This window comes from Fulvitalea axinellae, from assembly GCF_036492835.1.
GTDB classification, from domain to species: Bacteria; Bacteroidota; Bacteroidia; order Cytophagales; family Cyclobacteriaceae; genus Fulvitalea; species Fulvitalea axinellae.
Map to the genome: position 1 here is coordinate 1,595,219 of NZ_AP025314.1, position 24,056 is coordinate 1,619,274.

Consider the following 24,056-nt stretch of genomic DNA (forward strand, 5'->3'; position numbering starts at 1 on the left):
TAAAGGATATGCGTTGGTTGGTTTTCTGAGGTTGATCATTTTTTTCTCTTTGTTAAGTCAAGTGAGAAAAGAGAATGAATATTTTCAATAATAGTAATATTTTAATTCGGTCATTTGTGAGGAAATGGTTGGGGATGGCGCCTGTTCGGTGGTTTTTTGGAAAATCAAAAGCCTTTATAAGTCCAAATTCAGCGAAAAAGGAAAAGCTAGGCCAAATCTTCGGTTTTAATCAAGGGAAATAGGTTGAGGTCTGTCATGAAAACAAAAGGTGAGCTGATAAAAAAAGCCCGAACCATATTCTGGTCCGGGCTTTCTGTCTAGAGAAAAAGGAGGGATATTTTATTTCCGCTTGTTTTTTCCTTTAAAATGCCTTTTTCTATCGAGTGATCCTTTGGCTTTGCGAGGGCCTTGTTGGGTACGCCGTTTTTTTGGACGCTCGTAAACGCTTCTTTCATCATCATCCTCTCCTTCGAAGATGAATTCCAGATCGATTGTCCTGCGGTTGATGTCGGTACCGGTTACCCTTACCTGCACTTCGTCACCCAAAGCGATTATGCGCTTGTTTCTGGTGCCGATAATGCGGTAGTTCTCCTCGTCAAATTCGTAGAAATCGTCGGTGAAGGAGCTTAATCTGGCCATTCCTTCGCATTTGGTTTCCTGAATTTCGACGAATACGCCCCATTCCGTCACTCCCGATACTATTCCGGTCCAGTCACGGTCTTCCATCGATTCCATATACTCGACTTGCTTGTATTTGATGGAAGCCCTTTCGGCGTCGGCCGCAACTTTTTCCCTTTCGGAAGAATGTTGGCATCGGCCTTCGAATTCTTCAGGATCCACCGATTTTCCTCCTTTGAGATAACGATCCAACAATCGGTGAACCATCATGTCCGGATAACGGCGGATAGGGGAAGTGAAGTGCGTATAATGGTTAAACGCCAAACCGAAGTGAATCATCGGCTCTATGGTGTATTTGGCTTTGGCCATAGATCGAATCGCCAGGGTTTCGAGCAGGTTCTGCTCGGGTTTGCCTTCCACATCAGAGAGCAAGTGGTTAAGCGATTCGGAAACATGGTCCTCGTCAGTGTCCAGGTTTTGGCCGAACCTTTTTGCGAAACGTCCAAAGTCCGCCAGTCGTTCCGGGTCCGGATAGTCGTGGACACGGTAGACGAAGGTGTCTTTCGGTTTGCCTTTGCGCATATGGTAGACAAATTCCGCCACTTTTTTATTTGCCAAAAGCATAAAGTCTTCCACCAGCTTGTGTGCGTCTTTGCGCTCTTTCGGTATTACTCCTAGGGGTTTTCCGTCCTCGTCAAGTTTGAACTTGACCTCAGTGGTTTCGAAGTTGATCGAGCCGTTGGCGAATCGTTTGGCGCGGAGTTTTAGCGCCAGCTCGTTGAGTTTGATGATTTCTTGATGGAAATCGCCTTCGCCAGTTTCGATCCGTTCCTGAGCCTCTTCGTAAGTGAATCGGCGGTCGGAATAGATTACCGTACGGCCAAACCATTCGCGCATGACTTTCCCGTTGTCATTGAGTTCGAAAACGGCTGAGAACGCCAACTTTTCCTCTTTTGGCCTAAGCGAACAAAGGCCGTTCGATAGCCTTTCGGGAAGCATCGGGATGGTACGGTCCACTAGGTAGACGGACGTGGCCCTTTCGTAAGCTTCCTCTTCCAGCCTTGTTTCCGGACGGACATAATGCGTAACGTCGGCGATGTGAATACCGACTTCGGTGTTGCCGTTGTCCAGATATTGGATGGAAAGGGCATCGTCGAAGTCTTTGGCGTCGAGCGGGTCGATGGTGAAGGTGGTGACATCACGGAAGTCACGGCGCTTTTTGCGCTCTTCTTCGGTGATTTTCTCCGGAATTTTATTGGCTTCTTTCTCCACAGCTCCAGGAAATTCGAACGGAAGTCCGAACTCGGCCATAATGGCGTGAATTTCGGTTTCGTTTTCGCCGGATTTGCCCAATACGCGCTGGATTTCGCCTTTCGGGTTTTTGTTTCGCTTGCCGTCAGGCCATTGCGTCACCTTGGCGATTACCTTGTCGTTGTGTTTGGCTTCGCCGATATTCTCCAACGGAATGAAAATGTCGTTATGCATTTTCTTGTTGTCGGAAACTACGAAAGCGAAACGCGGGGAAATCTCGATATGCCCAACGAATTCTTCCCGTCCGCGCTTGACGATTTCCGTCACATAACCTTCTGGGCGGGAGCCGTGGCGTTGGTTTTGGTTGATCGCCACCTGAACGGTGTCTTTGTCGAGAGCGCCCTTAAGGTCGGCGCTTTTTACGTAAACGTCTTTGTCAAGGCCTTCGCAGATTATGTAGGCGAACCTCGGGTTTACGTAATCCACCACGCCTTCGATTGTGGCGTCGGTGAGGTTGGTTTTGTATAGCTTCGGCCCGACTTCCTTGATCATTCCCTGACGGGCCATGGTTTCGAGATAGTCGCTGGCCTTTTGCTTGGTTTTCCGATCCTTGATCATCAGTTCCCGGCACACCCGCCTTACGGAGAACGCTTTGGACTTGTACTTGTCAAGTACGTTGAGCAAGTCTTGGCTTAAAGTAGCGATTCTCTTCTTTACTTTATTGCTGGAATTTTTTTTGCCTTTTTTCTTCTTTGACATAATAGGGTTGTTAGAGTGTTGTCCGCCAAAAAGTCCTTTTAGCCCTGGCGTTGGGTGGATTTTGGGAGTCGCGCCAGGTTTTTCCGCGTAGTTCTAAGCGGTGCCTTTGTTTATCAATAAAGGCGCAATCGGACAAAAATGTTAAAGGAAGGGTTTTACTCGCTTTGCGCGCGCCGATTGCATTTTCGGTGCGGTTGTTTTTCTGAATGCGGAAAAAACCTTCGGGGTGTTGTAGTAATTGGTACTCGTTTTTTGAAATTGTCATCCGGAACCGTCCGGAATGTTGTGGCATCATATCTTTTTTCCCTTCAGCCACGGGCGTCTAGTCTTTATCACAGTATCGTAATCTCTTGGAATGGCTTCTCGTTTTTGAGCTTTGCCATCACTTGTGCTGTTAGCAGTACGTTAGTTTTGGCCGTTTCGTGTATATCATCATTGGCCAATTCATGGTGAAACGCATTATTTACTTCTCCTCCGGAAAGTATTCGCATTTCGGCTTGAACTCCTAAGGCCGTTGCCAATAGAGTCAGGGGAGTGTATCCTTTGTAGTCTCCGAACCTCCACATTTCGGAGGTGTCCCAATTTTTGTTTTGCGCCGGCCGTTTGGTCGACAGGTCAAGCGGGGGAGGCAAGGGAAGCCCGAGGATCACCGCTCGCCTGCAAAGGTAGGGAAAATCAAACTCTTTTCCGTTATGAGCGCAAAGTATCAGGCGATTCCGGTCGAACTTTGTGTTTATCATTCGGAAGAAATCTTCCAATAAAGTGGCTTCAGGGCCTTGAAAGGCCTTAATCCTAAGGTTTTGTCCGTCTTCAGTTTTTTTGAAAATTCCGGCGCCGATTGAAATTATCTGCCCGAATTCGGCGTAGATTCCCGCCTTTTTCAGATAAGAGTCTTCAGCGTTACCTTGCCAACCCTTCATTTTGTGTTTTTTCCGCCACAAGTTCTGCCACTGTTCCGGCAGGGAGTGAAAGTCGTCGGATTGCGAAGCCGTTTCTACACTTATAATCAGGAGCTGGTCGGGGAGCATACGTCAGTTCTTTTCGGGAGCTTTCGCAAAAGCCAAGCCGGTCAGAGAAAAAGGTAGTAAGGTTTCATAAAGCGGGTAAATTCTTCGGTGTATACTCCCGGTTCGCTGTTTATGGCAATTTCATTTTCTGGAATATCGTCAACTTTTTTCTTTGAGTATGATCCGATTTCTCTGATTACTTTGCCCTTTACAGTACCTCGGACTTTTGTCGAAGTTTGGAGAAACAAACCGCATCTTTTTGCTATTTGCTCGAACTCCCTGCTTTGTCGTTCGGGTAAAAGCAAGAAAAACTCTCCGCTGTCCGAGATGAGTTTCGAGCAGGATTGGGCTAAATCGGAAAAGCTAAGGTGGTCATTGTGAAAGGCTTTGCTTCTTTTTTGGTCCGAACTTTTGATATGGTCAGGGTAAAACGGCGGATTGCAAATGATCAGATCGAACTTTTTGTCCGTGGCTTGGACAAATTCCTGTATCGAAGCGTGTTCGATGTTTAGCCTGTCGTACCAAGGGCTGTTCTTAAAGTTCTCCAAGGCTTGTTGGAAAGCGTCGGAGTCGATTTCTACGGCTGTTATTTGACTGTTCGGGTGCCTTTGGGCTAGCATCAGGGTGAGCAGGCCGGTGCCGGTGCCGATGTCGAGGATGTTTTTGGCGCCGGGCTTTGTGACGAAAGACCCGAAAAGGCAAGCGTCTGTGGAAACTTTCATGCCGCAACGGTCTTGTTGGATTCGAAATTGTTTGAATTCGAAATAGTCGTTGGCCATCTTGTCTGGAGGTATTCTAAAGAAAAAATGCCCTCCCGGTTTTACGGAAGGGCAATGCTTTTGTTTCTAGGGCGAATCAGAAAAGGCCTTTTGTTCCGTTTTCCCTTTCGTAGCCTAGGTCCGCTTTGAGGTTATGGCCTTTGCCGCTTTCCACAGCCAGCTCGTCGCAACGTTCGTTCTCCTCTATGCCCGCATGGCCTTTTACCCACTGAAATTTCACCTTGTGGCGGTTGTATAGTGGGATGAATTTTTGCCAAAGGTCCGGGTTTTTCTTACCCTTGAAGCCTTTTTTCTGCCAGCCCCAGAGCCAACCTTTGGCTACGGCGTCCACTACGTATTTCGAATCCGAATATATCAGTACGTTCAGCCCTTCGCCTTTTAGCGCTTCCAATCCTTTGATCACGGCCAACAACTCCATTCGGTTGTTTGTGGTCAGGCGGAAGCCTTCCGAAAGCTCTTTGCGGTGCTGTTTGTACTTGAGGACGGTTCCGTAACCTCCCGGTCCGGGGTTGCCGCTGGAAGCTCCGTCGGTGTATATTACTACTGTATCAGAGAATGACATTTGTTTTGAAAAGTTTGATGGCGATGGCCAAAAGAATAATGCCGAATACTTTGCGAAGCACGTTTAGCAAGGCCTGCCCGAAGATTTTCGAAAGCCAGCCGGAACTTTTCAATACGGCGAATACAAGCAAAAGGTTGACGATGATGCCCACCAGAATATTACTGACATCGTATTCGGCGCGGAGCGACACGATGGTGGTCATGGTTCCGGCGCCTGCCAAAAGCGGGAAAGCCAAGGGTACGATGGATGACGATGAGGAATCTTCGGACGGATCGGATTTGAATAGCTCGATTCCGAGAACCATTTCCATTCCCATCAAAAACAAGATAAGCGCACCTGCGATGGCGAATGAGCCGACGTCTATGCCGAACAGCTTAAGGATCGAGCTTCCCAGAAAAAGGAAAGTGATCATGATAAAGCCGGCGACTAACGTGGCTTTGGCCGAATGAATAGAGCCCGTTTTACGGCGCAAATCCAAGATGATGGGGAGCGCGCCGATAATGTCGATCACCGAAAACAGGATCAGTGATACGGAGGCGATTTCTTTGAAATTAAATGCAAACATTTCGAGTTCTGGTAAAGCCTTTTGACTTCGCTTATGTTCGGCATGGCCGATTTTCTATCTTAATATGTCGGAATGCCGTAATTATTATGCCTATTAGCTGAAATTTTCCTTGAAGAAGTTCATCAACCCGTTAACGCCCTCCTGAGGGACGTTGGGGAAATTGGCGATTCGGAACGTGCTTTCTTTCCAATCTCCGTAGCCGTTACCGAGCAAAAAGCCGGCTTTTTTCGCTTCGTCTTTTATTTTCAAAACAATTTTCGGGTCGGCCTGAAGTGGAATTACCGTGCGGGAACGGGCTTCTGGGTTTTGGATCAGCCAAGAGAAAGTGTTGTTCCCGGCAATGAGTTTTTCCCATTCCACAAAGCGGGAAAGCGTCAGTTTTTCTATTTCCGAAATATGTTTTGACTCTTCCAGCGTGCGCATCAGCATATAGATTCCGATAACGTTTGGCGTATGCGTGGTTTGGAATTCACGGCCCATATCGGCCATGAAAGTAAAACTGTTGTAGTGGCTGCTTTCGCCAATATCGTAAGCTCTGCGTATAGCTTGGGGTGAACATATCATCACGGCCATGCCGGCCGGCAAACCGAAGCATTTCTGAACCGAAGCGAACCAAACATCAGCCTGTTTCCAGTCGAGTTGGAGGCCGGCCATAGAAGAAGTGGCGTCGACGGCGATCAGCCCGTCGAAGTTTTTGCGGAAGCCGCGCATTACGCTGTCTGGAAGTTCCGTTCCCGTGGACGTTTCGTTATGTGTCAGGCACAACACTTCCGACGTTTCCGGAATATGGATGTTTTCCGGATTGGGAAGATCGTCTACGTCGAAATAGTGTTTGAGTACCCTACGGCCGAGTTTGCTGGCGTTTCGGGTCCATTTTTGGCCGAAGGCGCCGTTGTAGACGTGGAAACTTTCGCTGAGTGTCAGGCTTTGGGCCACAATCTCCCAACATTCCGTTGCGGACGAAACGAAAAATAGCCTGTAATCTTCGGGCATATCGAGCTTTTCCCTCATGAGGGCGGTCGTTTTCCGCGAAATTTCCACGAATTCTGGACTGCGGTGGTTGACGCTCATTAAGCTTTTCTCGAACGCTTCGTTGAAGAATTCCGGCAACCTAGGATTGACGGCCGACGGGCCCGGGTAGAATGAGTACATGCTTTTCGTTTTTGGCTGTTGGTGACGACGGTTTTGATCCCGCCGTCCTTTGACGCTGCGAAAGTACATAAGTCAGACGAAAGGGAAAAGCCTTCCGCGCAAATGGTTCCGGACGCCTAAATGTTTAAAAATAAGGACTGTTTTGCGCTTGGCTTGTTTTGTGCGGAATAGTTGTGTCGGAGACGGTTTTCGACATTTAGTATTTTGAATGAAACCGGAAAAGGGAAATCTAAAACAGTGATTGATTTTTTGAATTCACTATAAAATTTCCCAAAATCCGCACATAAATTTATTTCGCTAAGGCTATTCTGACTTTCCGTTTCTTCAAGCGTTCCTTTTCCAGTTTGGAGATTACGCTTTGGGCCACGTCCCGTTTTACGGCGACGTAAGATGCTTTATCCTGCACTTCGATTATTCCCAACTCGCCTTTTTCTATTCCGCCCTTTTGGAGGATCCATCCGACAAGGTCCATTTTACGGATTTTGTCTTTTTTGCCGGCGCTGATATAAAGCGTAGTCCATTCCGGTGGCGTAAGCGGTCTTATTTCCAAAGGAAGTTCCAATTGTTCGCTTTCCTGTATGTATTCAGGAACAGTCTCTTCCGAAGAAAGCACAAGGTAGGAATTGCCCTTTGCGCTCATTCTGGAAGTTCGACCATTACGGTGGGTGAAGGATTTCTCGTCGGTGGGGAGCTGGTAGTGGATTACGTGTTTGATTTCCGGAATGTCCAGTCCGCGAGCGGCCAAGTCGGTCGCGATTAGTGTGTTGACGGAACCGTTTCTGAATTTCAGCAATTCCCGCTCCCTTTCCTCTTGGTCAAGTCCGCCGTGGAATATGCCGTGTAGAAAATTGTCTTGCCTTAAAAGCGAGCTGATCCGGTTGACGGCCTCGCGGTGGTTGCAGAATACGATGGTGAGCCCGCTGTCCAGAGTTCCCATCAATAGCCGTAGGGCTTCCAGCTTGTCATGTCCTTCGGAGCGGACAAAAAGCTGTCGGAGGCCTTCGTTAGTCTTCGCTTCGGTTAAGAAATCGAGCTTTGAAGGAGATTCAAGGCCTACAAACGACGGGATTTGACCCAAAGTGGTGGCCGATGTAAGGGTTTTGTATTTAAGGCTTGGAAGCTGGCTTACGATTTCTTCCATATCGGTTTGAAAACCCAGTTCCAGACTTTTGTCAAACTCGTCAAGGATAAGGGCTTTAATAGTTGTCGGATCAAAATTTTGACGGCGAAGATGATCGGCCAAACGCCCCGGAGTGCCGATAAGCACGGCTGGGGGGGAGGCGAGATTGTTCGTTTCGGTTTTCATGGAATGCCCGCCGTAGCAACAGTTTACCTTAAAGCCGGTGCTCATTTTTCTGAAAACACTTTCGACTTGTAGCGCAAGTTCCCTTGAAGGAACGATAACCAAGGCTTGGATTCCTGTGGCTTCCGGCGAAAGGCGCAACAACATCGGAAGTAGGAAAGCCACGGTTTTGCCCGATCCGGTGGGGGACGTCAAGATGATTTCCTGATTTAGGCGTGCGGTTTTGAGCGACGCTTCTTGCATCGGGTTCAAAGTCTTGATTCCCAAGCGGGCTAAACAGTGGTCGGTCGTTTTGTCTGGCATGTTTTTCTGTGACGATTTTGGACAAAGTACGGACAAAGGTAAGCAACGAAAACTTAGAGATGGCTATCTGTTGATAATGTTCGTTGTGTTTTGAACCGGGGCGACTAATGTTTCTGTTCTGGTTTTATTGTCTTTTTGAATAAAAAACTGCATGGTATTGATGTGGGAGGAGTGTTTTCGAAATAAAACATGCATATAAGATAATATTTATAACTATAAAGCTGTATCAAGTCTTAAAATATGATAATTTACACATGAAAACGGATCTTGTACTTTATAAGGTCGTCCCCTTGATGTCTGTAGGTAGAAATACCATTAAAAATAGGGGTGGTTTAAGTGTGGATAAAAACTCATTAGTCTTACATGAAGCATTTTTTACCTCTTTTCGGAGTGTTGTTTTTCTTGAATTTTGCCGTGTTGGCACAGTCCGTTCGCTGTCCTGACGAGAATATGTTGGGCCCCGACAGGGATATATGCAAAGGTGATACGCTGAAGCTGAACGCCGGAGTGGACGGTTCCTTCTTTAACTTGAAGTGGGACGATGGCGCCAAAGGCCAGTATCGGACGGTTACGGAACTGGGAGTAAAAGAATACGGTTGTTCCGGGTATTTCCTTTCTTCCAATCTAGTGGTGAACGGGGACTTTGAAGACGATATCAATGGCTTTTACAGCGAGTACAAACCCGCCGTAAGGCAAGGGGACATGTACGGCACGGGATATTATGACGTGGGACCTTCCCCGAAAGGGATGCACGATCACTTCATCGATTGCGATGAAGATGCCGCGTCTTTTGGTAATATGCTGGTTGTGAACGGTGCCTCTAAAGTGGGCGCGAGGGTTTGGTACCAAACCATAAGCGTGGAGGCGGGAAATCAGTATGCTTTTGTGGCCAAGTTCCGCTCGGCGGTGAAATCGAGCCCGGCAAAATTGGAGTTTTCGGTAGACGGGACGAGTTTGTCGGCTACGCCAATTCAGCTGACTGGCAATACCTGCCAATGGGACGAATTTTATGTGCTGTGGACTGCGACGGAGACCAAAGATTTGGAAATAGCGCTGTTGAACTACAATACTGCGGTAGCGGGAAATGACTTTGTGATCGGAGAGATCTTCTTTGGCCAATATTGCGAATTTTCCGATAAGGTAACCGTGGATGTTAAAGCCATTCCGGAAATTGACCTTGGTGATGGCCTCACGGTATGCGATCTTGAGACTTATGAGCTTAAAGCCGCCGATCCCGCAGTTGGTGTCACATATCTTTGGCAAGACAAGGTGACAACCACAAATACTTTTACCGCTGACTCGACAGACGCTTTCAGGGATGGTGACAAACACCATTATTGGGTCGAAGCCAAGTTGGGATCCTGTACGGTTAAGGACGAGATTAGGATAAAATTCGAGGATACGCCAGACGAACCTGTTTTGGATATTCCAGCAGTTGCTAAATGCGAAGGGGAAAAGGTATCATTGGGCGCTGGTGTGTTGGCTGATTCTTATGAATGGTCGACAGGGAAAACGGATAGTGCGACTGTCTTCACCGAAAAAGGATCTTATTGGGTGGAAGCTTCCAATGGTATTTGTAAGATCAAGAAAGATTTTGATTTGGACTTCCTGGAAAGTCCTGATGTTTCTTTGGGGGAAGATGCAGTCCTGTGTGACGATGAGGAACTGACATTGCCGAAAACCGCAGGCACGCCGGCGGCGGGAGAAGTTTGGACATATAAGTGGAAAAAGGATGGTGTAGAGGTCGGTACGGATCCGACTTATACCGTTGACGAGGCGAAAGGAAAGTACACTTATATTGTGGAGGTATCGAATGTGGCTTGTACCCGACGAGATACTCTGGAAGTGGAATATGAAGTGACGCCCGATGAGATCGTGTTGGATATCCCGGCTCCAAAATGCCAAGGCGAAACAGTTGATCTTGACGCTAAAGTGACTGCCAGAACGTACAAGTGGTTGGGCGGTTCCAGTCCTGATCAGCAGAAAAACAGTTATACACAGACCGGTAATTATTCTGTTGAAGCTTCAAACTTGAGATGTGTACGCAAAAAAGATTTCTCATTGGACTTTAGGGTAAGACCTACGGCCGTGTTGGGAGACGATATCCTTCTTTGCGGGGATGAGACCAAACTTTTGGAGCCGAACGCTGACCATACGTTGACTTACAGGTGGCAAAACGGTAGTCTTTCGCCTACTTTTCTTGTAGACAAGGCGGGCGAATATCATGTATCGATTTCAAATGGTGACTGTACGGGCAAGGATACAATCAAGATAGCGAAAAGAGAGATTCCCGTAATCGACATAGTGGGACCGCCTGCGAACTGTAACAGCGAAAAAGTACAGGTAGACTTGACGACGGTCAACGCTGATGAATACCGGTGGAGCGGGGGCGCTACGCCTCAGGCTCCTGTAAATGAGTTTGACGTAGCTGGAAAATATACGGTGGAAGCTTCCAACTTCGAAGACGGATACGCCGGAAAGTGCGTGTCCGATATGAGTAGCTTTGAGGTGGTATTTGTGGAAAGGCCAGCTCCGGACTTGGGCGCAGAAGATATCCTTTTGTGCGATAACGCAACGGAGCTACTTGACCCGGGAACCGATGACACTTTCGTATATAAATGGTATGAGAACGACGCTGAGATAAGTGGCGTCTCGACGCCGACGTTTACTGTTGACAAAGGCGCCACAGGTGCGGGAGATTATACCTACAAAGTGGAAGTGGCCAACGGCGATTGTGTCGGTGAGGCTACCGTAGGGGTAAAATATAACGTAACGCCCAAGGTAACGGCTATTCCCGAAAATATAGAGGCTTGCGAAGGTGACGTGCTTACGCTGGACGTCGGGGTTACGGCCGAAAGTGTGGAATGGTGGGAAGGTTCCACGGAGAGTCAGGTGGAGGTAAGCGAAGCGGGCGATTATTTTGTCAAAGTGGCCAATTCCATTTGCGAAAGCACGCATGACTTCACTCTCCGTTATAGGGCTTGTGGCGACGTGTTGGATTACCCTAGAGTAATTACGCCGAACAGCGATGGCTTTAACGACCGTTTTCTGCCTAAGAAGATCTATAAAATAGGAGACTATAAACTGAAGATCTACAACCGCAGGGGGAACAAAGTATACGAGTCGGGAAGCCAGGAAGAGGGCTGGGACGGAACGGCCACCAGTGAAATCAAGGAAGGTACTTACTTCTGGGTGGTTGAATATACTTACATAGACCGTGACCTGAAGACGCAAACTGCTCAGAGGTCGGGCTATGTGTATGTGAAGATGTAGCGAGAACGCATCAAAGACAGTGTGAAAAGCCGGATGATCAATATCATCCGGCTTTTCGTTTTAGAAGCTGTATCCAACCATAAAATCCAATCCCGATGATTTCCAAGTATCAGCTTCAATCTTGTCGCCTTTTGTGAAAGTGTGTGCATTGCGAAGCTTGAAATTCGGGTTGACATATAAGTTGAATGGACCGATGCCATATTTGAAGCCGACTCCAATGTCATAGCCTAAGCCTGCCGTTCTATAATCGGCGCCACCCGCTATTTGGTCGGAATAAAGAATGCCGCCGTGCGCATAAAGGTATTTGCCAAATGAGATTTCAACGCCTATCGGAAAAGTAATGGTTTGGAAGGGGCGTGAAGGGGTGGGGAGTATTTGGGTGCCACAGGTTTCGCCACCTACAAAGTCACAGTATAGAATAGGGCCGTCTATTTGTAGTTTCTGAGTAGAATATCCTATACCTGTTCTCAGGGCAAAGCGTTTCGAGATCTTGCGAAGATAGAGCGCCCCGAACTCACTGTTGTTGTTCAGATTGTAACTTTGGCGACTGTCATATCCGCTGGCTTCAGTAAATTCCGTGTAGCTAAAGCTGTAAAAGAGCCTTGCCTCATGTTTGTTCTGGGCTAAGGCATTGCTCGCAAAAAGGCAAAGCAGAGCGAGCGTGAAAATAGGTACTAGTTGTTTCATATTTTAGAGGGGTCAGTGGTTTTGTATAAGTATGCATTTCAGGGTTTCGCTAAAAGCTGTATCCAATCATGAAATCCAATCCTGACGATCCCCAAGTATTAGCTTCAATCTTGTCTCCTTTAGTGAAATAGTGAGCGTTGCGAAGTTTGAAATTCGGGTTGACATGCAGGCTGAACCGACCGATGTCGTATTTGAAGCCTACGCCTATATCATAGCCCAAGCCTGCGTTTCGGTAATCCGATCCTCCCGCTAGTTGGTCGGAATAGATAATGCCTCCGTGCGCATATAAAAATTCGAATAGCGTAACTTCTAAGCCAACAGGGATATGCAAAGATTCAAAAGGTCGTGTTCGTGAGAAAGAAGGAGACTCGTGCACGGGAGGGGTTCCGCAGAAATCAGGCAATTTATGGTCTGTTTTCAGCTTCTGGAAGGAATACCCAATCCCTGTTCTCAGGGCGAAGCGTTTCGAGAACTTACGAAGATAGAGTATGCCGAACTCGCTGTTGTTGTTTAGGCTGTAACTGGAAGCTCCGTCACGCTCGTCGCCTTCTGTAAAATCAGTGTAGCTAAAGCTGTAAAAAAGCCTTACCTCTTGTTTGTTTTGGGCTAGGGCTTGGCTCGCGAAAAGGCAAAACATGGCGAGCGTGACAATGGGTACAAGTTGTTTCATGTTTGTGGAGGGGGTTAGTGGTTTGTATAAGTACACACCTTAATTTGTTTTGGTTGTATTTATTTGAGTCGTTATTGTCTTTATTGATATTTGGGTCGTGATTAGTGTTTGTTAATTAGCTGATTACTCTTTAGTGTTAAATTATTTGACGCACGATTGATGTTGAATGAATTAATGTTTTTATATTAAACTTTATCATTTTTCAACCTGAACAGATTCATTCCATGAGAGAGAGGATGCTCGATTACGGTAAAGACATGCGCTATATACTGGCAATGTCGGTCTTGGGCCTTTTGTTTGTTCCTTTGCATTTGCTTACCAAGGATAGTGAGTTGGTTAGATTCTTAGGCCAAACCGTTTTGTTTATACCTAGCCGTATTTTGCTTTGCCTCTTTTTGGCGAGCGGGTTTGGCAAAAAAGAAGGATTGAAGCCGTTTATCGGAAGCGTGTTGGCAATTACGCTTTTGTCTACGGCTATGACGACCCTTTGGGCCGACAAGCTCCCTGAGATTGTTATCAAGATCGATCTTTATGTAGAGGGTCAGCTGGTATATTTCCTGTTTGGCTGGTTAGTACTCAGGAACCTTCGTATGGGCTTACTGTTTTTGCTGTTTGGCTTGGTGTATCAGGTAGGGTTGGGCAATTTTGCCGTTTCCTATATGGATGACTTTTACTCTTTTATGATCTGGGATGTCAAGTTGGGTGGCGCATTGTACAAATACCCTGTGGAGCAGATCTGGGTTGTGACTATGAAGGTGTCCGCTTACGTGGCGTTGCGCTTTATGCTGCAGGTTATCTATGAAGGGAAGCTGAAAGACTTTTTCACATTCAAAATCTTTGGGGCTTCAAATATGAGTAGAGGCAAGGCTTTCTTGCTTATGGCCTCGTCGCAATTGTCTATTGTGGCTTTGGCCGTTACGTTGCCTTTGTGGTGGGGGCTGGAATCATATGCCAAGCTAGAGCCTTTTGCCCATGCGTACACCATGCTCAAGACGTTGGTGGTGCTGGTGGTTATGGTCTTCTTCTATCGCCAGTTCCTGTTGTCTTACCTTATGGCTTCTGGGCGCCGTCCGGGTTTTTCCGTGTGGATACTCTCGGTTCCGATAGTGGGCTTGTTTGTGGCTTTGTGGCGAGTGTACCAAAACACGGACGAAGAGATAGCTTCAGGGCTGAAAGACCGCAAGTTTTTGGTCAGGTCGCTTAACCAGCCGGCGGAGACGGCCAAGCATCTTGCTTATATCATTTTGCTTACGCAGGCCTTGGGCGTTGTGATGAGTTTTATGCGCGGGGGAGTGTTGGCCAGTGCCGTACCCGCATTGCTTTGGGTTTTGACAGGCGTGTTTATGTTGGCTTATAGCCTTGAGTCCCGCCGTGTAGTGTACTATATTTTGCAGGGGCTGACTTTGGTAGGCGCAGTTTTCCTTATGTATCTCGTAGGGGGAAAAGAACGCCTGTTCGGAATGGCGCCCGAAGGCTATATGGCGCTTATGTTGATAGGCAAATCCATTATGCTGTTTATGCTTCGTGGCGTGTTTATTCCTGAAGACCTTAAGCTGGCGGATTTGGGGGAAGAAGAACCTGAGCCCGTGCCGGCCATCTGATATATGAACCGTATTTGACGCTTAACCGGCCCGGCGAATTCTTTCGCCGGGCCGGTTTCTTTTTCCCCTAAACCGTTTCTGTCATTACGCCAAATTCCCTCCAATATCCGGCATATTACACCAATCCGCTTTTCGTCCCACTGGCCTGATCCCTTACTTGCCTGAAAATCAGGGACGATTTTTTACGTATAACTAAACGTGGGCCAGCCACAAATGACGCTTTTGGTACGGAACCCTTAGCCAACGCCATTGGGTGTGGGCGTGGCGTTCCGGTTTCGCTTTTTTATCGAATTTTTAATCAACAATCACTAAAACACTTCCCATTATGCCAGTAAAATATAGAGTGTTGGAATTGGCTAACCCCAGAGACCGCCAAGCTCCGAAAAAGTTCTACGCCAAGGCCGTAAAGACCGGCGACGTCTCGTTGAGAGACCTTAGTAAGGAGATGATACAGCAGTCCACCATCAGCTCCGCCGACGCCATGGCGGTGTTGGAGATGCTGACGCAGTTGGTGACCAAGCATATTCAGAATGGTAGAATTGTCCGCCTTGGTGATCTGGGGAATTTTAGGCTCAATATCAAGAGCCGTGGCGAGGAGACCGAGGACAAGGTGTCGGCCAATAGTATTATCGGGCAAAAGGTGATCTTTACGCCCGGCTCAGAGTTTAAGGATCTTTTAAAGCTCACCAAGTTTGAGAAAGTGGCGGGAGGGGTGACTGAAGAAGCCTAAAGATTAGGACGTAAGCAGAAAGTTAGACTCACTCATTAGGCCTTGTCGCATTTGCGGCAGGGCTATTTTTTTGTTTGGACACGGATATTTGTTTCATTTCTCTTAAGAGAATTTCAAAATCTCTTAAGAGAAATGAGTGAAACAGTTAAGAGAATCTGAAAATCTCTTAAGAGAGTTAGCTAATGTAGTTAAGAGATTCAGTTAATGTCCCTAAGTAAATGGATTATTGTGCTTTGTGATCATGTATACTTTCCTTAAGTATTCTGATTGATTTCCTTAATGGGTTTTGTTGAACTCCTTAAGTATTTTGGCTAAAACCCTTAAGGATAATGGTTGAAATGGTTAAGAGAATCGAGATACCTTACTTGGTGGAATTTATTGGGAGCTTGTGTTTTTGTCTTTTTTCTCACTTGGTAAATTTGACTTATTTTAAGGTTAGGTTTGTCGTTTCAATGCTTAAAGTGGTATTTTTAGATTATGAAAAATGATAAATACGACTTCAGAACAAAAGAATTTGGCTTGACGGATGAAGGGGTTCATCTGTTGCGGAACGGGTTTAATTATAAGACGTTGCCGTTCGGCGAGTTGGAGAGTCTTCGTATAAGCGAAGGGAAGGATAGCAATAATTGGGTGTTGGTACTGGCTGTGGGCTTGGGCTGTGTTGGCGGGTCGCTTTATGGCATGTATATGCTTTATAATTTTCTTACGAGCCCTTGGCCTGGGAAAATCAATATTGAGGTAATTATCTCGGTGTTCATATTATTGATGTTCGGTGGCTATATGGTCTATTTTTCGCTGAAGTCGGGGCCGTTGATATTGATTTCCCATAAGGGGAAGCGGTATAAGTTTCCGTTACGTGAATTGGTTAAAGCGGGCACATTGGATGCCTTTACCTCTTGGTTGAAAGAAAAACAAGGAGTTTTGGCCTGATACTCAGAGGCTTTATAAGTTTTCGGTAAATTAGGACATAAAGTGGTAACTATGGACAACAAGTTTTTAGGGAAATGGACACTTTTGGCCGAGCGTTCGGAATACGAAGCCGGGCAACCCCCAAAAAGTGCGACATATGAATTCCGCGACGCCGGGAACGCTGATCTTGGTGTTACGATTGAGTGGGCGGATGCCGAAGGTCAAGAACACAGAATCGATTATCGAATCACGGTGGACGGAAAGCGAAAGAGCTATGAAAATCCGGAAATCGCCGATGAGGTGATGTCGGAATATGTGGGAGAGAACGGATTGAACAGCTCGACATACAAGGGCGGAAAGCGTATAATGTTCGCCGCTAGGTTAATAGGCGAAGACGGGGTAATGCGGGTTTCGCAAAAAATGCTTGGTCCGGACGGGCGAGAGTTTGAGAATGTGCAGTACTATCGAAAGTGATCGAAGCGTAGGGAAGGGGTATAATATAAAAAGCCCGTTCATCAATAAAGGTGAACGGGCTTTTTGATTCAAAATAAAAGGCAAATGTTTAAGGATTAGTGGACCAAATCCCGGAGTCTTTGATAAACACCCTTTTGTTAAGCTTCAGCTGGGCTATGATCAGTTCGGCAATGTCCTCTGCCTGCATTACCTTTTCGGGGTTGCCGTCGGTGAGGTTGAGGTCTTTGGCCATGTCTGTGGCTACCGTACTCGGCGTAAGGGCCGTTACGCGGATATTGTGCTTGCGCACTTCCTGCATCAGCGATTCGGTGAGGCCCATTACTGCGAATTTCGAGGCGCTGTACGCGCTGGTAACCGGCGCGCCTTTCAGTCCGGCGGTGGAGGAGATATTGATAATGTCTCCGCTCTTGCGTTCAATCATACCCGGCAAGAACGCTCTGGTCACGTAGTATACGCCCATCAGGTTGACCTGAATCACTTGCGCCCACTCTTCGGGAGCCAGTTCCAGAAACTTCCCGAATCTGCCTATGCCGGCGTTATTGATAAGGATATCCACCGGGCCAAAAAGCTCTTGCAGGGCCTGCTCCGCTTTGCTTACCGAGTTGATGTCCGATACATCGGCCGATACGGCTACCGCTTTTACGCCCATCGCTTCGGCCTCTTTGGCCACTTTCTCGATGTCTGCGGTAGTGCGGGCCATCAGGGCCACGTTCGCTCCCTCGTTGGCCAAGGCCAGCGCCACGGCTTTTCCGATGCCTTTGCCCGCTCCGGTAATCAGGGCGTTTTTTCCTTTGAGTGATTCCATAGTTTGTTTGTTAATGCGAAAGGTTAATTCTTGGTCTTCCAAGTTAAGGTTTATGATTTACTGTCATACTGACGGCGGTCAGTGTTCCGTTAAGCGAATGCGGATTTTTCGTTTGTGTTTATTGAATCCGGCCTTTGTTGTGGCCGTAAGTAATATAAAGGGAACTGCCGAAAGGAATATTTGATGGTTCCGGAGATGTATTTGTGTTTTTTTATTAAAATGCGGTGAGACGGAAGGCGGTGGCGAAAATCTTAAACGAGAAGGATTATGCCGAACAGTGTGTTTACCGAACAGGGCGTCAATGAATTGACAGAGCGTATAGGCGTTTTGACGGCCGACTCCGAAAAGAAGTGGGGCAAGATGGACCCCGCCCAGATGCTGGCGCACTGCAATGTGCCTTACGAAATGGTGTATGAGGACACCCACCCGAGGCCTAACCCTTTGGTGAGGTTTTTCCTGAAGCGCTTTGTGAAACCCGCTGTGGTCAGTGATAAGCCTTACCCCCGCAATAGCCGTACGGCGCCTCAGTTTTTGGTTAAAGACAAAAAAGATTTCGAAAAGGAAAAGGCCAAGCTACTGGGGCATATCCGGCGCACGGCGGCTTTGGGCGAGGTGTTCTTTGACGGTCGGGAGTCGCATTCGTTCGGACGTTTGAGCCTTAAGGAATGGGATACGATGTTTTACAAACACTTGGACCATCACCTGAAGCAGTTCGGGGCCTGAGCGCTTTGTGTTGTATGGAAAAAGAAAACCCCTTGTCGGATACGGCAAGGGGTTTTGTGGTGTAAAAAGAAGGCTTTTGCCCTTACATCGGGAAGACTTGCTTTCCGTGTTTCTCATTAACAATCAGTCCGATGGCCTCGTAAAGAGCCAAACCTCCGCAGAGTATCCCTTCGAATCCGGCGATGGTGTGGAGCGTTTCGCTATGAAGGAAATCGCTGGCGGCCAACAGGGCGAAAAGAATTACCAATGTACCGAATACCAATTGTCCGATACGCGGCCCTTTGAGCGTGCCGAAGAACATACCCAACGAGAAAAGTCCCCAGATGGCCAAATACCATCCCATGGCGAATTTGTCGGTGACCATGAAGCCGTTTTGGCCCAGAACCACGATGCCTACCAAAGTCAGCCAGAAGCTGCCGTAAGCGATAAACGCGACCATACCGAAGGTGTTGTTTTTTTTGAACTCGAGGATCCCCGCGATTATCTGGGCGAAGCCTCCGAAGAAGGTTCCCATCATCAGGATCATGGTGTTCAATTCGAAAAATCCAGCGTTGTGGATGTTAAGAAGGATGGTTGTCATCCCGAAACCGGCGAGACCGAGAGGGGCCGGGTTGGCGCCCTGGCCTGAAACTACCTTTGTCATCTTAAATAGAATAAATAAACTGAATGGATGGATCCGGCTGGCGGATCAGTTGACCTTCACTTGCGTGAAGTATTGTTCGAATATCGTTCTGGCCTTGTCTATTTGCTCTTGCGTAGGCGGTTCCACGTCTTCGAGCTGGTAAGGCATATTAAGTTCTTTCCATTTGTGTACCCCAAGCTTATGGTAGGGCTGTATTTCTATCTTCTCGATAGTCTTATAGTCCTTAAAGCGTTGTCCAAGCTCGTGGAGGTATTCTTCCTGATCAGACCAACCCGGTACCAGTACATAGCGGAGCCACATAGGCTTGCCACTTTGTTCGCGGTACTCGGCCAGTTTCAGGGTGTTGACGTTGCTGAGGCCCGTTAGCTTGCGGTGCCATTCGTCGTTAATGTGTTTTACGTCGAGCAGGATCAGGTCCGTCTCGTCGAGCAGTTCGTGTACGTCCGGCGTATTAAGGCGTCCGTTGGAGTCCACGCAAGTGTGGATGCCTTCGGCGTGAAGCATCTTGAACAGCTTAAGCAATTTCTTGCGTTGCAACAATGGCTCGCCACCGGAGATGGTAACACCGCCACGTTTGCCGAAATAGCTTTTCATATTCACCGCTCTGCGCACTATTTCATCCAGCTCGATGTACTGTCCGCCCTGTACGTCTAGCGTGTCGGGGTTTTGGCAGTAAAGGCAACGGAATTCGCAACCCTGCACAAAAACCACCAAACGGATGCCCGGGCCGTCATGCGTACCGAAAGATTCGATGGAATGTATGCGGAGCAAGTGTTCGTCTTGTTCGTTCAGATGTCTGGCGTCTTGTTTTGGCAACATATGGGAGGAGTGGTTAGGGTGATGGTATTTAGTCCGCGCAACTTCTTGTTTTGGTAGACCTTTGCCGTTATAACGCCCAAAGGCCGTGTTTGGGTCGGCGTCCATATTCAGAATCCGTTTTTTTGAAGCTGGATCAATAGGGATACCGAAAAAAAGAGAGACTGAAAAGTCTCTCTTTTTTGTATATACTTGAGAATGAACTGAGTCATCTCTAGCAATTCCGGAATGTCTTCCGGGGTGTTATTACATTCTTTCGTGGAATGTTCTGGTGATTACTTCCATCTGGTGGGCTTTCGACAACCTGGTGAAGTTAACAGCGTAACCCGACACGCGGATAGTCAGCTGCGGATAGTTCTCAGGGTTGTTGTAAGCGTCCATCAAAGTGTCGCGGTTCAGCACGTTCACGTTCAGGTGGTGCGCTCCGCGTCCGAAGTAGCCGTCCATCATGCCCACGAGGTTTTCGGTTTGCTCTTCGCGCTCCGATCCGAGTGACTTAGGTACGATTGAGAACGTGTTAGAGATGCCGTCCTGAGCGTCGTTGTAGTCAAGCTTGGCTACAGAGTTCAGTGAGGCGATGGCTCCGTTCTCGTCGCGTCCGTGCATTGGGTTGGCACCAGGTGCGAAAGGTACGCCTGATTCACGACCGTCAGGCGTAGCGCCTGTCTTCTTGCCGTAAACCACGTTTGAGGTGATCGTAAGCAAAGAAAGGGTAGGGGTCGCGTCTTTGTAAGCGCGGTGTTTCTTCAACTCCAAGAAGAACTCGTGAGTGATTTCTTTGGCGATGTTGTCCACATCGTCAATGTCGTTACCGAATTTCGGGAAGTCACCTTCGATCTTGAAGTCAACAGTCAATCCTTCCTCGTTGCGGATAGGAGTAACCTTAGCGTTTTTGATGGCTGACAACGAGTCGGCTACGATAGAGATACCTGCCGCTCCGTACGCTACGTCAATGTTGTGGTCAGTGTCGATAAACGCCATCTGAGCCTTTTCGTAGTAGTACTTGTCGTGCATATAGTGGATCACGTACATCGTCTTGGCGTATACGCGGGCCACTTCCTTCATAGTACGACGGAAGAGATCCATAACTACATCGTAGTCGAGGGTCTCCATTTCCTGGATTTCAGGAATGTCGTCGATGATCTTAACTCCGGAAAGCTCGTCGCGGCCGCCGTTGATGGCGAGAAGGAGAGTTTTGGCCAAGTTTGTTCTGGCGCCGAAGTGCTGGATGCTCTTACCAATGGCTTGGTGCGATACGCAGCAGGCGATACCGTAATCGTCAGATCCGCGGTTAGGACGCATCAAGTCGTCGTTCTCGTACTGTACAGACGAAGTATCGATCGATACCTGAGCGCAGAAGTTTTTGAATCCTTCCGGCAAGTCGTTAGACCAAAGCACAGTCATGTTTGGCTCAGGAGCGGCTCCCAAGTTGTACAATGTCTGGAGGAAACGGAAAGAGTTTTTGGTCACTTTCGTACGTCCGTCGTTGTACTGTCCGCCGATTGATTCGGTAACCCAAGTAGGGTCGCCACCGAAGATGTCGTCGTATGCCGCAGGGCGGAGGTGACGAACAACACGGAGCTTCATCACGAACTGGTCAATGTACTCTTGCGCCTGGTTTTCCGAGATCACGCCGTTTTCGAGGTCGCGCTGGATGAAGATGTCGAGGAACGAAGAAACGTTACCCAATGACATAGCGGCACCGTCTTGCTCTTTTACGGCGGCCAAGTAAGCCATGTATGTCCACTGAACGGCTTCTTGAGCGTTTTCGGCAGGGCGGTTCAATTCGAGTCCGTAGATCTCGCCGAGCTTGATGATGGCTTTCAAAGCTTTGATTTGCTCTGAAACCTCTTCGCGCTGACGGATGTTGGCGTCAGTGATGTCGTCGCTGATAGCGTCTTTGTCGGCCATTTTGGCGGCGATCAGGGCGTCGGCTCCGTAAAGGGCCAAACGGCGGTAGTCACCGATGATACGTCCGCGGGCGTAGTTGTCCGGAAGACCAGTCAGAATACCTTTTGAGCGGTAAAGGCGAATCTGGGCGTCGTAAGCGTCGAATACGCCGTCGTTGTGAGTTTTCGCGTACTTGTAGAATGTGTCGCGCACAACTTCAGACACTTGCATGTCACGCTCGTTGACGGCGCCTTCTACCACGCGGATACCGCCGTAAGGCTTCATGGCGCGCTTAAGGAGCTCGTCAGTCTGAAGGCCAACGATCACTTCATTGTCTTTGTCAATGTATCCGGCCGGGTGGCTGGTGATTGTGGAAACGGTCTGGGTGTCGATGTCGCGGCATCCGTTGCGCTCACGCTCTTCTTTAAGAGCGGCCGTACATTTTTCCCAAAGGGCTGTCGTCCTTTCGGTCGGTCCTTCCAAAAACGAAGAATCCCCCTCGTATGGGGTTACGTTTTGAAGAACAAAATCGCGAACGTCGATACGCTCGTTCCAAGTGCCTGACTTGAATGATTCCACTTTGACTTCTGACATAGCGGTAATGGTTTTGTTTTTTTCCAAATAATGAACGACGGGCCTATGCGCCTATTGCTCACCCCCCGGACTTTTCAAACCGGGGCATTAATGTGATTCCGGACAAAAAATCCGAGAATCTGTATGTTGGCGGTCTGTTTCTGGGGCTGGGGCCGTGATGGGTGGCCTCGGGTCCTTTCTTCGCGCCGCTCTTTTGGGAGTGTTTTGTCAAATAAAAAGGGCCATCGCTTTGATGATCGTTTGCGAGATCCCGTAAGCTAAGGGAATGCCAACAAATGCCCACGAGAGAGCGATCTTGACCACAGGCTTTTCCGTTGGAACTTCCTGTACGCTGGTGTTTTGGGTTTGCGTTTCCATATTATGCTTTATTTTTATTCCAGTCAAGCTGGATATTTCCTTTATATGATAATGATGCTCTATCTCGGGAAAAGAAGAAAGGGACGCTTTCCCGTCCCTTTCCGTTTCTTACCCTTGGTGATGGTATTTCTTGTCGACAGGTTTTATCAACACGTTGCATATCACCCCGACGATGAGCAGAGCGGCCATGATGTAGAACACCATGTCGTATGAGCCTGCCTCAAGTTCCGCAAGTTTGGAGCTTAATTCGGGTCCAGCTGGCATAGAGGCTTTCAGCGCCTCCACTTTGCCCGCCACGTGGTGGTGGTTGTATTCCACCAAGTAGTTCACCAAGAAAGGTCCGAAAACGCCGGCCAGCGACCAAGCCATCAGCAAACGGCCGTGAATGGCGCCAACTTCCAACGTTCCGAAAAGGTCTTTCAAATATGCCGGTACTGTTCCGAATCCACCTCCGTAGAAGCTGATGACAGTAGAAACCAAGATCACGTAGATGACCAAGTTTTTGGTTCCGGCGGCCATCGGAATCATCGCCACTACGATGGCTCCGAGGAATTGGTAAATCAAGTATGTGTTTTTACGTCCGATTTTGTCGGAAAGGGTTGACCAGCCCAGACGGCCGCCCATGTTGAAGATACTGAGGAACCCTACAAATCCGGTAGCCGTAGCTGCTGAAACTCCGATACCGGCACCCATACGGGCGTCAGAGAAAATGTGCAGGATCATAGGTTTGGCGTCTTCAAGCACTCCGATACCCGCTGTAATATTCAAGAACAACACTGCGAAAAGCAACCAGAATTGTGGAGTCTTTATCGCTGTGTTGGCGTCAACCATCGCGTTTGAAACCATCTTGTTGGCATTCGGCTTCGGTACCCACCCTTCAGGCTTCCAGTTAGGGGCCGGGATACGGATGTTAAACATGCCGAACATCATGAAGAAGAAGTAGAAAACACCCATGACAGCCAATGCCGTACCGACACCGGAAGTGGTGTAAGCCACAACTTTTCCAGCCTCAACGATACCGCCGAAGTGATCAAACAAAGCGCTTGATACAGGAGCGGCGATCATTGCGCCACCACCGAATCCCATAATGGCCATGCCCGTGGCGAACCCTGGCTTGTCAGGGAACCATTTCATCAGTGTAGATACTGGCGATATATAACCTATCCCCAGACCAATACCTCCAATCACCCCGTTTCCGAGATACACAAGCCACAACTGGCGGGTATAAACCCCTGCGGCGGCAACAAAGAATCCGGCTGAGAAACAAATCGCAGCCACAAACATTGCCTTGCGAGGACCAACGCGCTCCATCCACTTACCGAAAGTGGCGGCCGATAGCCCCAAGAAGAATATTGCGATCGAGAAGATCCAGAATAAGTCGGTGGCTTGCCAGCTAACCCCTTCGAGGTTCAGCAAGGCGCTTTTTACCACGCTGTAAGAGTAAATCTGTCCTATAGACAGGTGAATCGCCAACCCTGCGGGTGGTATAAGCCACCGGTTAAATCCCGGTTTGGCTATTATCGACTCTCTGTCTAGAAATTTTGCTAATCCCATCGTTCGAAAAACGTTCGTAAAAGTATAGTAT

The 24,056-nt window shown here is 48.1% G+C and carries 22 protein-coding genes; 6 read left to right on the forward strand and 16 right to left on the reverse strand.

Annotation, left to right across the window (positions count from 1 at the left end; all coding sequences use genetic code 11):
• Nucleotides 1-339: 339 nt before the first annotated feature.
• The 8 genes from rnr to AABK39_RS06485 form a co-directional block, all read right to left on the reverse strand.
• Nucleotides 340-2,628, reverse strand: a complete 2,289-nt coding sequence (rnr, locus tag AABK39_RS06450; RefSeq protein WP_338394099.1) for a ribonuclease R — start codon at nt 2,626-2,628, stop codon at nt 340-342.
• 10 nt (nt 2,629-2,638) lie between these two features.
• Complete coding sequence (locus AABK39_RS06455; RefSeq protein WP_338394100.1) at nt 2,639-2,944, reverse strand: hypothetical protein; 306 nt, start codon at nt 2,942-2,944, stop codon at nt 2,639-2,641.
• A gap of 16 nt (nt 2,945-2,960) precedes the next feature.
• Nucleotides 2,961-3,656, reverse strand: coding sequence for a 3'-5' exonuclease family protein (locus tag AABK39_RS06460; protein WP_338394101.1), 696 nt, complete (start codon nt 3,654-3,656; stop codon nt 2,961-2,963).
• A 41-nt stretch (nt 3,657-3,697) separates the two neighbouring features.
• Nucleotides 3,698-4,414: a tRNA1(Val) (adenine(37)-N6)-methyltransferase gene (locus AABK39_RS06465; protein ID WP_338394102.1), complete on the reverse strand. Its 717-nt coding sequence runs from the start codon at nt 4,412-4,414 to the stop codon at nt 3,698-3,700.
• Nucleotides 4,415-4,490: 76 nt separating this feature from the next.
• On the reverse strand, nt 4,491-4,976 hold the full coding sequence (gene rnhA / locus AABK39_RS06470; RefSeq protein ID WP_338394103.1) for a ribonuclease HI: 486 nt from the start codon (nt 4,974-4,976) through the stop codon (nt 4,491-4,493).
• Nucleotides 4,963-5,541 carry a MarC family protein gene (locus AABK39_RS06475; RefSeq protein WP_338394104.1) on the reverse strand — a complete coding sequence of 193 codons (579 nt, stop codon included), beginning with the start codon at nt 5,539-5,541 and terminating at the stop codon, nt 4,963-4,965. The genes rnhA and AABK39_RS06475 overlap by 14 nt, the downstream gene beginning before the upstream one ends.
• A gap of 93 nt (nt 5,542-5,634) precedes the next feature.
• Nucleotides 5,635-6,693 carry an aminotransferase class V-fold PLP-dependent enzyme gene (locus tag AABK39_RS06480; RefSeq protein ID WP_338394105.1) on the reverse strand — a complete coding sequence of 353 codons (1,059 nt, stop codon included), beginning with the start codon at nt 6,691-6,693 and terminating at the stop codon, nt 5,635-5,637.
• Between the two features lie 289 nt (nt 6,694-6,982).
• Entirely contained in the window at nt 6,983-8,299 is a 1,317-nt protein-coding gene (locus tag AABK39_RS06485; protein WP_338394106.1) for a DEAD/DEAH box helicase, read from the reverse strand.
• Between the two features lie 363 nt (nt 8,300-8,662).
• On the opposite strand from AABK39_RS06485, the gene AABK39_RS06490 reads away from it, so the two are divergent.
• Nucleotides 8,663-11,572: a T9SS type B sorting domain-containing protein gene (locus tag AABK39_RS06490; RefSeq protein ID WP_338394107.1), complete on the forward strand. Its 2,910-nt coding sequence runs from the start codon at nt 8,663-8,665 to the stop codon at nt 11,570-11,572.
• Between the two features lie 60 nt (nt 11,573-11,632).
• Here the strand turns inward: AABK39_RS06490 and AABK39_RS06495 are convergent, their stop codons facing one another.
• Together AABK39_RS06495 and AABK39_RS06500 are read right to left on the reverse strand one after the other, a co-directional pair.
• Nucleotides 11,633-12,259, reverse strand: a complete 627-nt coding sequence (locus AABK39_RS06495; protein WP_338394108.1) for a hypothetical protein — start codon at nt 12,257-12,259, stop codon at nt 11,633-11,635.
• A gap of 49 nt (nt 12,260-12,308) precedes the next feature.
• Nucleotides 12,309-12,929: an outer membrane beta-barrel protein gene (locus AABK39_RS06500; protein WP_338394109.1), complete on the reverse strand. Its 621-nt coding sequence runs from the start codon at nt 12,927-12,929 to the stop codon at nt 12,309-12,311.
• A 224-nt stretch (nt 12,930-13,153) separates the two neighbouring features.
• Here AABK39_RS06500 and AABK39_RS06505 point away from each other — a divergent pair, with 224 nt between their 5' ends.
• From AABK39_RS06505 to AABK39_RS06520, 4 genes are all read left to right on the forward strand, one after another.
• Nucleotides 13,154-14,530, forward strand: coding sequence for a hypothetical protein (locus AABK39_RS06505; RefSeq protein WP_338394110.1), 1,377 nt, complete (start codon nt 13,154-13,156; stop codon nt 14,528-14,530).
• Between the two features lie 325 nt (nt 14,531-14,855).
• Nucleotides 14,856-15,260, forward strand: a complete 405-nt coding sequence (locus AABK39_RS06510) for an HU family DNA-binding protein (RefSeq protein ID WP_338394111.1) — start codon at nt 14,856-14,858, stop codon at nt 15,258-15,260.
• Between the two features lie 477 nt (nt 15,261-15,737).
• The gene (locus tag AABK39_RS06515) at nt 15,738-16,190 is read left to right on the forward strand and encodes a hypothetical protein (RefSeq protein WP_338394112.1); all 453 of its coding nucleotides are present in this window, start codon (nt 15,738-15,740) and stop codon (nt 16,188-16,190) included.
• Between the two features lie 51 nt (nt 16,191-16,241).
• Nucleotides 16,242-16,643 carry a hypothetical protein gene (locus tag AABK39_RS06520; RefSeq protein ID WP_338394113.1) on the forward strand — a complete coding sequence of 134 codons (402 nt, stop codon included), beginning with the start codon at nt 16,242-16,244 and terminating at the stop codon, nt 16,641-16,643.
• 88 nt (nt 16,644-16,731) lie between these two features.
• On the opposite strand, the gene AABK39_RS06525 is transcribed toward AABK39_RS06520, so the two are convergent.
• Nucleotides 16,732-17,448 carry a 3-ketoacyl-ACP reductase gene (locus AABK39_RS06525; protein WP_338394114.1) on the reverse strand — a complete coding sequence of 239 codons (717 nt, stop codon included), beginning with the start codon at nt 17,446-17,448 and terminating at the stop codon, nt 16,732-16,734.
• Nucleotides 17,449-17,715: 267 nt separating this feature from the next.
• On the opposite strand from AABK39_RS06525, the gene AABK39_RS06530 reads away from it, so the two are divergent.
• The gene (locus AABK39_RS06530) at nt 17,716-18,171 is read left to right on the forward strand and encodes a DUF1569 domain-containing protein (RefSeq protein ID WP_338394115.1); all 456 of its coding nucleotides are present in this window, start codon (nt 17,716-17,718) and stop codon (nt 18,169-18,171) included.
• 82 nt (nt 18,172-18,253) lie between these two features.
• On the opposite strand, the gene AABK39_RS06535 is transcribed toward AABK39_RS06530, so the two are convergent.
• The 5 genes from AABK39_RS06535 to AABK39_RS06555 form a co-directional block, all read right to left on the reverse strand.
• A complete protein-coding gene (locus AABK39_RS06535) occupies nt 18,254-18,814 on the reverse strand; it encodes an acetate uptake transporter (protein ID WP_338394116.1) in 561 nt (186 codons plus the stop codon).
• 45 nt (nt 18,815-18,859) lie between these two features.
• Entirely contained in the window at nt 18,860-19,738 is an 879-nt protein-coding gene (gene pflA / locus AABK39_RS06540) for a pyruvate formate-lyase-activating protein (RefSeq protein WP_338394117.1), read from the reverse strand.
• Nucleotides 19,739-19,876: 138 nt separating this feature from the next.
• Complete coding sequence (pflB, locus tag AABK39_RS06545; protein ID WP_338394118.1) at nt 19,877-22,114, reverse strand: formate C-acetyltransferase; 2,238 nt, start codon at nt 22,112-22,114, stop codon at nt 19,877-19,879.
• A gap of 207 nt (nt 22,115-22,321) precedes the next feature.
• Nucleotides 22,322-22,471 carry an MFS transporter small subunit gene (locus AABK39_RS06550; RefSeq protein ID WP_338394119.1) on the reverse strand — a complete coding sequence of 50 codons (150 nt, stop codon included), beginning with the start codon at nt 22,469-22,471 and terminating at the stop codon, nt 22,322-22,324.
• A 108-nt stretch (nt 22,472-22,579) separates the two neighbouring features.
• A complete protein-coding gene (locus tag AABK39_RS06555; RefSeq protein ID WP_338394120.1) occupies nt 22,580-24,025 on the reverse strand; it encodes an OFA family MFS transporter in 1,446 nt (481 codons plus the stop codon).
• Nucleotides 24,026-24,056 lie beyond the last annotated feature (31 nt).

What these genes read in the sequence shown, in the direction of transcription:
- rnr (WP_338394099.1), bottom strand. Translation starts at nt 2,628, where the DNA reads ATGTCAAAGAAGAAAAAAGGCAAAAAAAATTCCAGCAATAAAGTAAAG.
- AABK39_RS06460 (WP_338394101.1), bottom strand. Translation starts at nt 3,656, where the DNA reads ATGCTCCCCGACCAGCTCCTGATTATAAGTGTAGAAACGGCTTCGCAA.
- AABK39_RS06465 (WP_338394102.1), bottom strand. Translation starts at nt 4,414, where the DNA reads ATGGCCAACGACTATTTCGAATTCAAACAATTTCGAATCCAACAAGAC.
- rnhA (WP_338394103.1), bottom strand. Translation starts at nt 4,976, where the DNA reads ATGTCATTCTCTGATACAGTAGTAATATACACCGACGGAGCTTCCAGC.
- AABK39_RS06475 (WP_338394104.1), bottom strand. Translation starts at nt 5,541, where the DNA reads ATGTTTGCATTTAATTTCAAAGAAATCGCCTCCGTATCACTGATCCTG.
- AABK39_RS06480 (WP_338394105.1), bottom strand. Translation starts at nt 6,693, where the DNA reads ATGTACTCATTCTACCCGGGCCCGTCGGCCGTCAATCCTAGGTTGCCG.
- AABK39_RS06485 (WP_338394106.1), bottom strand. Translation starts at nt 8,299, where the DNA reads ATGCCAGACAAAACGACCGACCACTGTTTAGCCCGCTTGGGAATCAAG.
- AABK39_RS06490 (WP_338394107.1), top strand. Translation starts at nt 8,663, where the DNA reads ATGAAGCATTTTTTACCTCTTTTCGGAGTGTTGTTTTTCTTGAATTTT.
- AABK39_RS06495 (WP_338394108.1), bottom strand. Translation starts at nt 12,259, where the DNA reads ATGAAACAACTAGTACCTATTTTCACGCTCGCTCTGCTTTGCCTTTTT.
- AABK39_RS06500 (WP_338394109.1), bottom strand. Translation starts at nt 12,929, where the DNA reads ATGAAACAACTTGTACCCATTGTCACGCTCGCCATGTTTTGCCTTTTC.
- AABK39_RS06505 (WP_338394110.1), top strand. Translation starts at nt 13,154, where the DNA reads ATGAGAGAGAGGATGCTCGATTACGGTAAAGACATGCGCTATATACTG.
- AABK39_RS06510 (WP_338394111.1), top strand. Translation starts at nt 14,856, where the DNA reads ATGCCAGTAAAATATAGAGTGTTGGAATTGGCTAACCCCAGAGACCGC.
- AABK39_RS06515 (WP_338394112.1), top strand. Translation starts at nt 15,738, where the DNA reads ATGAAAAATGATAAATACGACTTCAGAACAAAAGAATTTGGCTTGACG.
- AABK39_RS06520 (WP_338394113.1), top strand. Translation starts at nt 16,242, where the DNA reads ATGGACAACAAGTTTTTAGGGAAATGGACACTTTTGGCCGAGCGTTCG.
- AABK39_RS06525 (WP_338394114.1), bottom strand. Translation starts at nt 17,448, where the DNA reads ATGGAATCACTCAAAGGAAAAAACGCCCTGATTACCGGAGCGGGCAAA.
- AABK39_RS06530 (WP_338394115.1), top strand. Translation starts at nt 17,716, where the DNA reads ATGCCGAACAGTGTGTTTACCGAACAGGGCGTCAATGAATTGACAGAG.
- AABK39_RS06535 (WP_338394116.1), bottom strand. Translation starts at nt 18,814, where the DNA reads ATGACAAAGGTAGTTTCAGGCCAGGGCGCCAACCCGGCCCCTCTCGGT.
- pflA (WP_338394117.1), bottom strand. Translation starts at nt 19,738, where the DNA reads ATGGACGCCGACCCAAACACGGCCTTTGGGCGTTATAACGGCAAAGGT.
- pflB (WP_338394118.1), bottom strand. Translation starts at nt 22,114, where the DNA reads ATGTCAGAAGTCAAAGTGGAATCATTCAAGTCAGGCACTTGGAACGAG.
- AABK39_RS06550 (WP_338394119.1), bottom strand. Translation starts at nt 22,471, where the DNA reads ATGGAAACGCAAACCCAAAACACCAGCGTACAGGAAGTTCCAACGGAA.
- AABK39_RS06555 (WP_338394120.1), bottom strand. Translation starts at nt 24,025, where the DNA reads ATGGGATTAGCAAAATTTCTAGACAGAGAGTCGATAATAGCCAAACCG.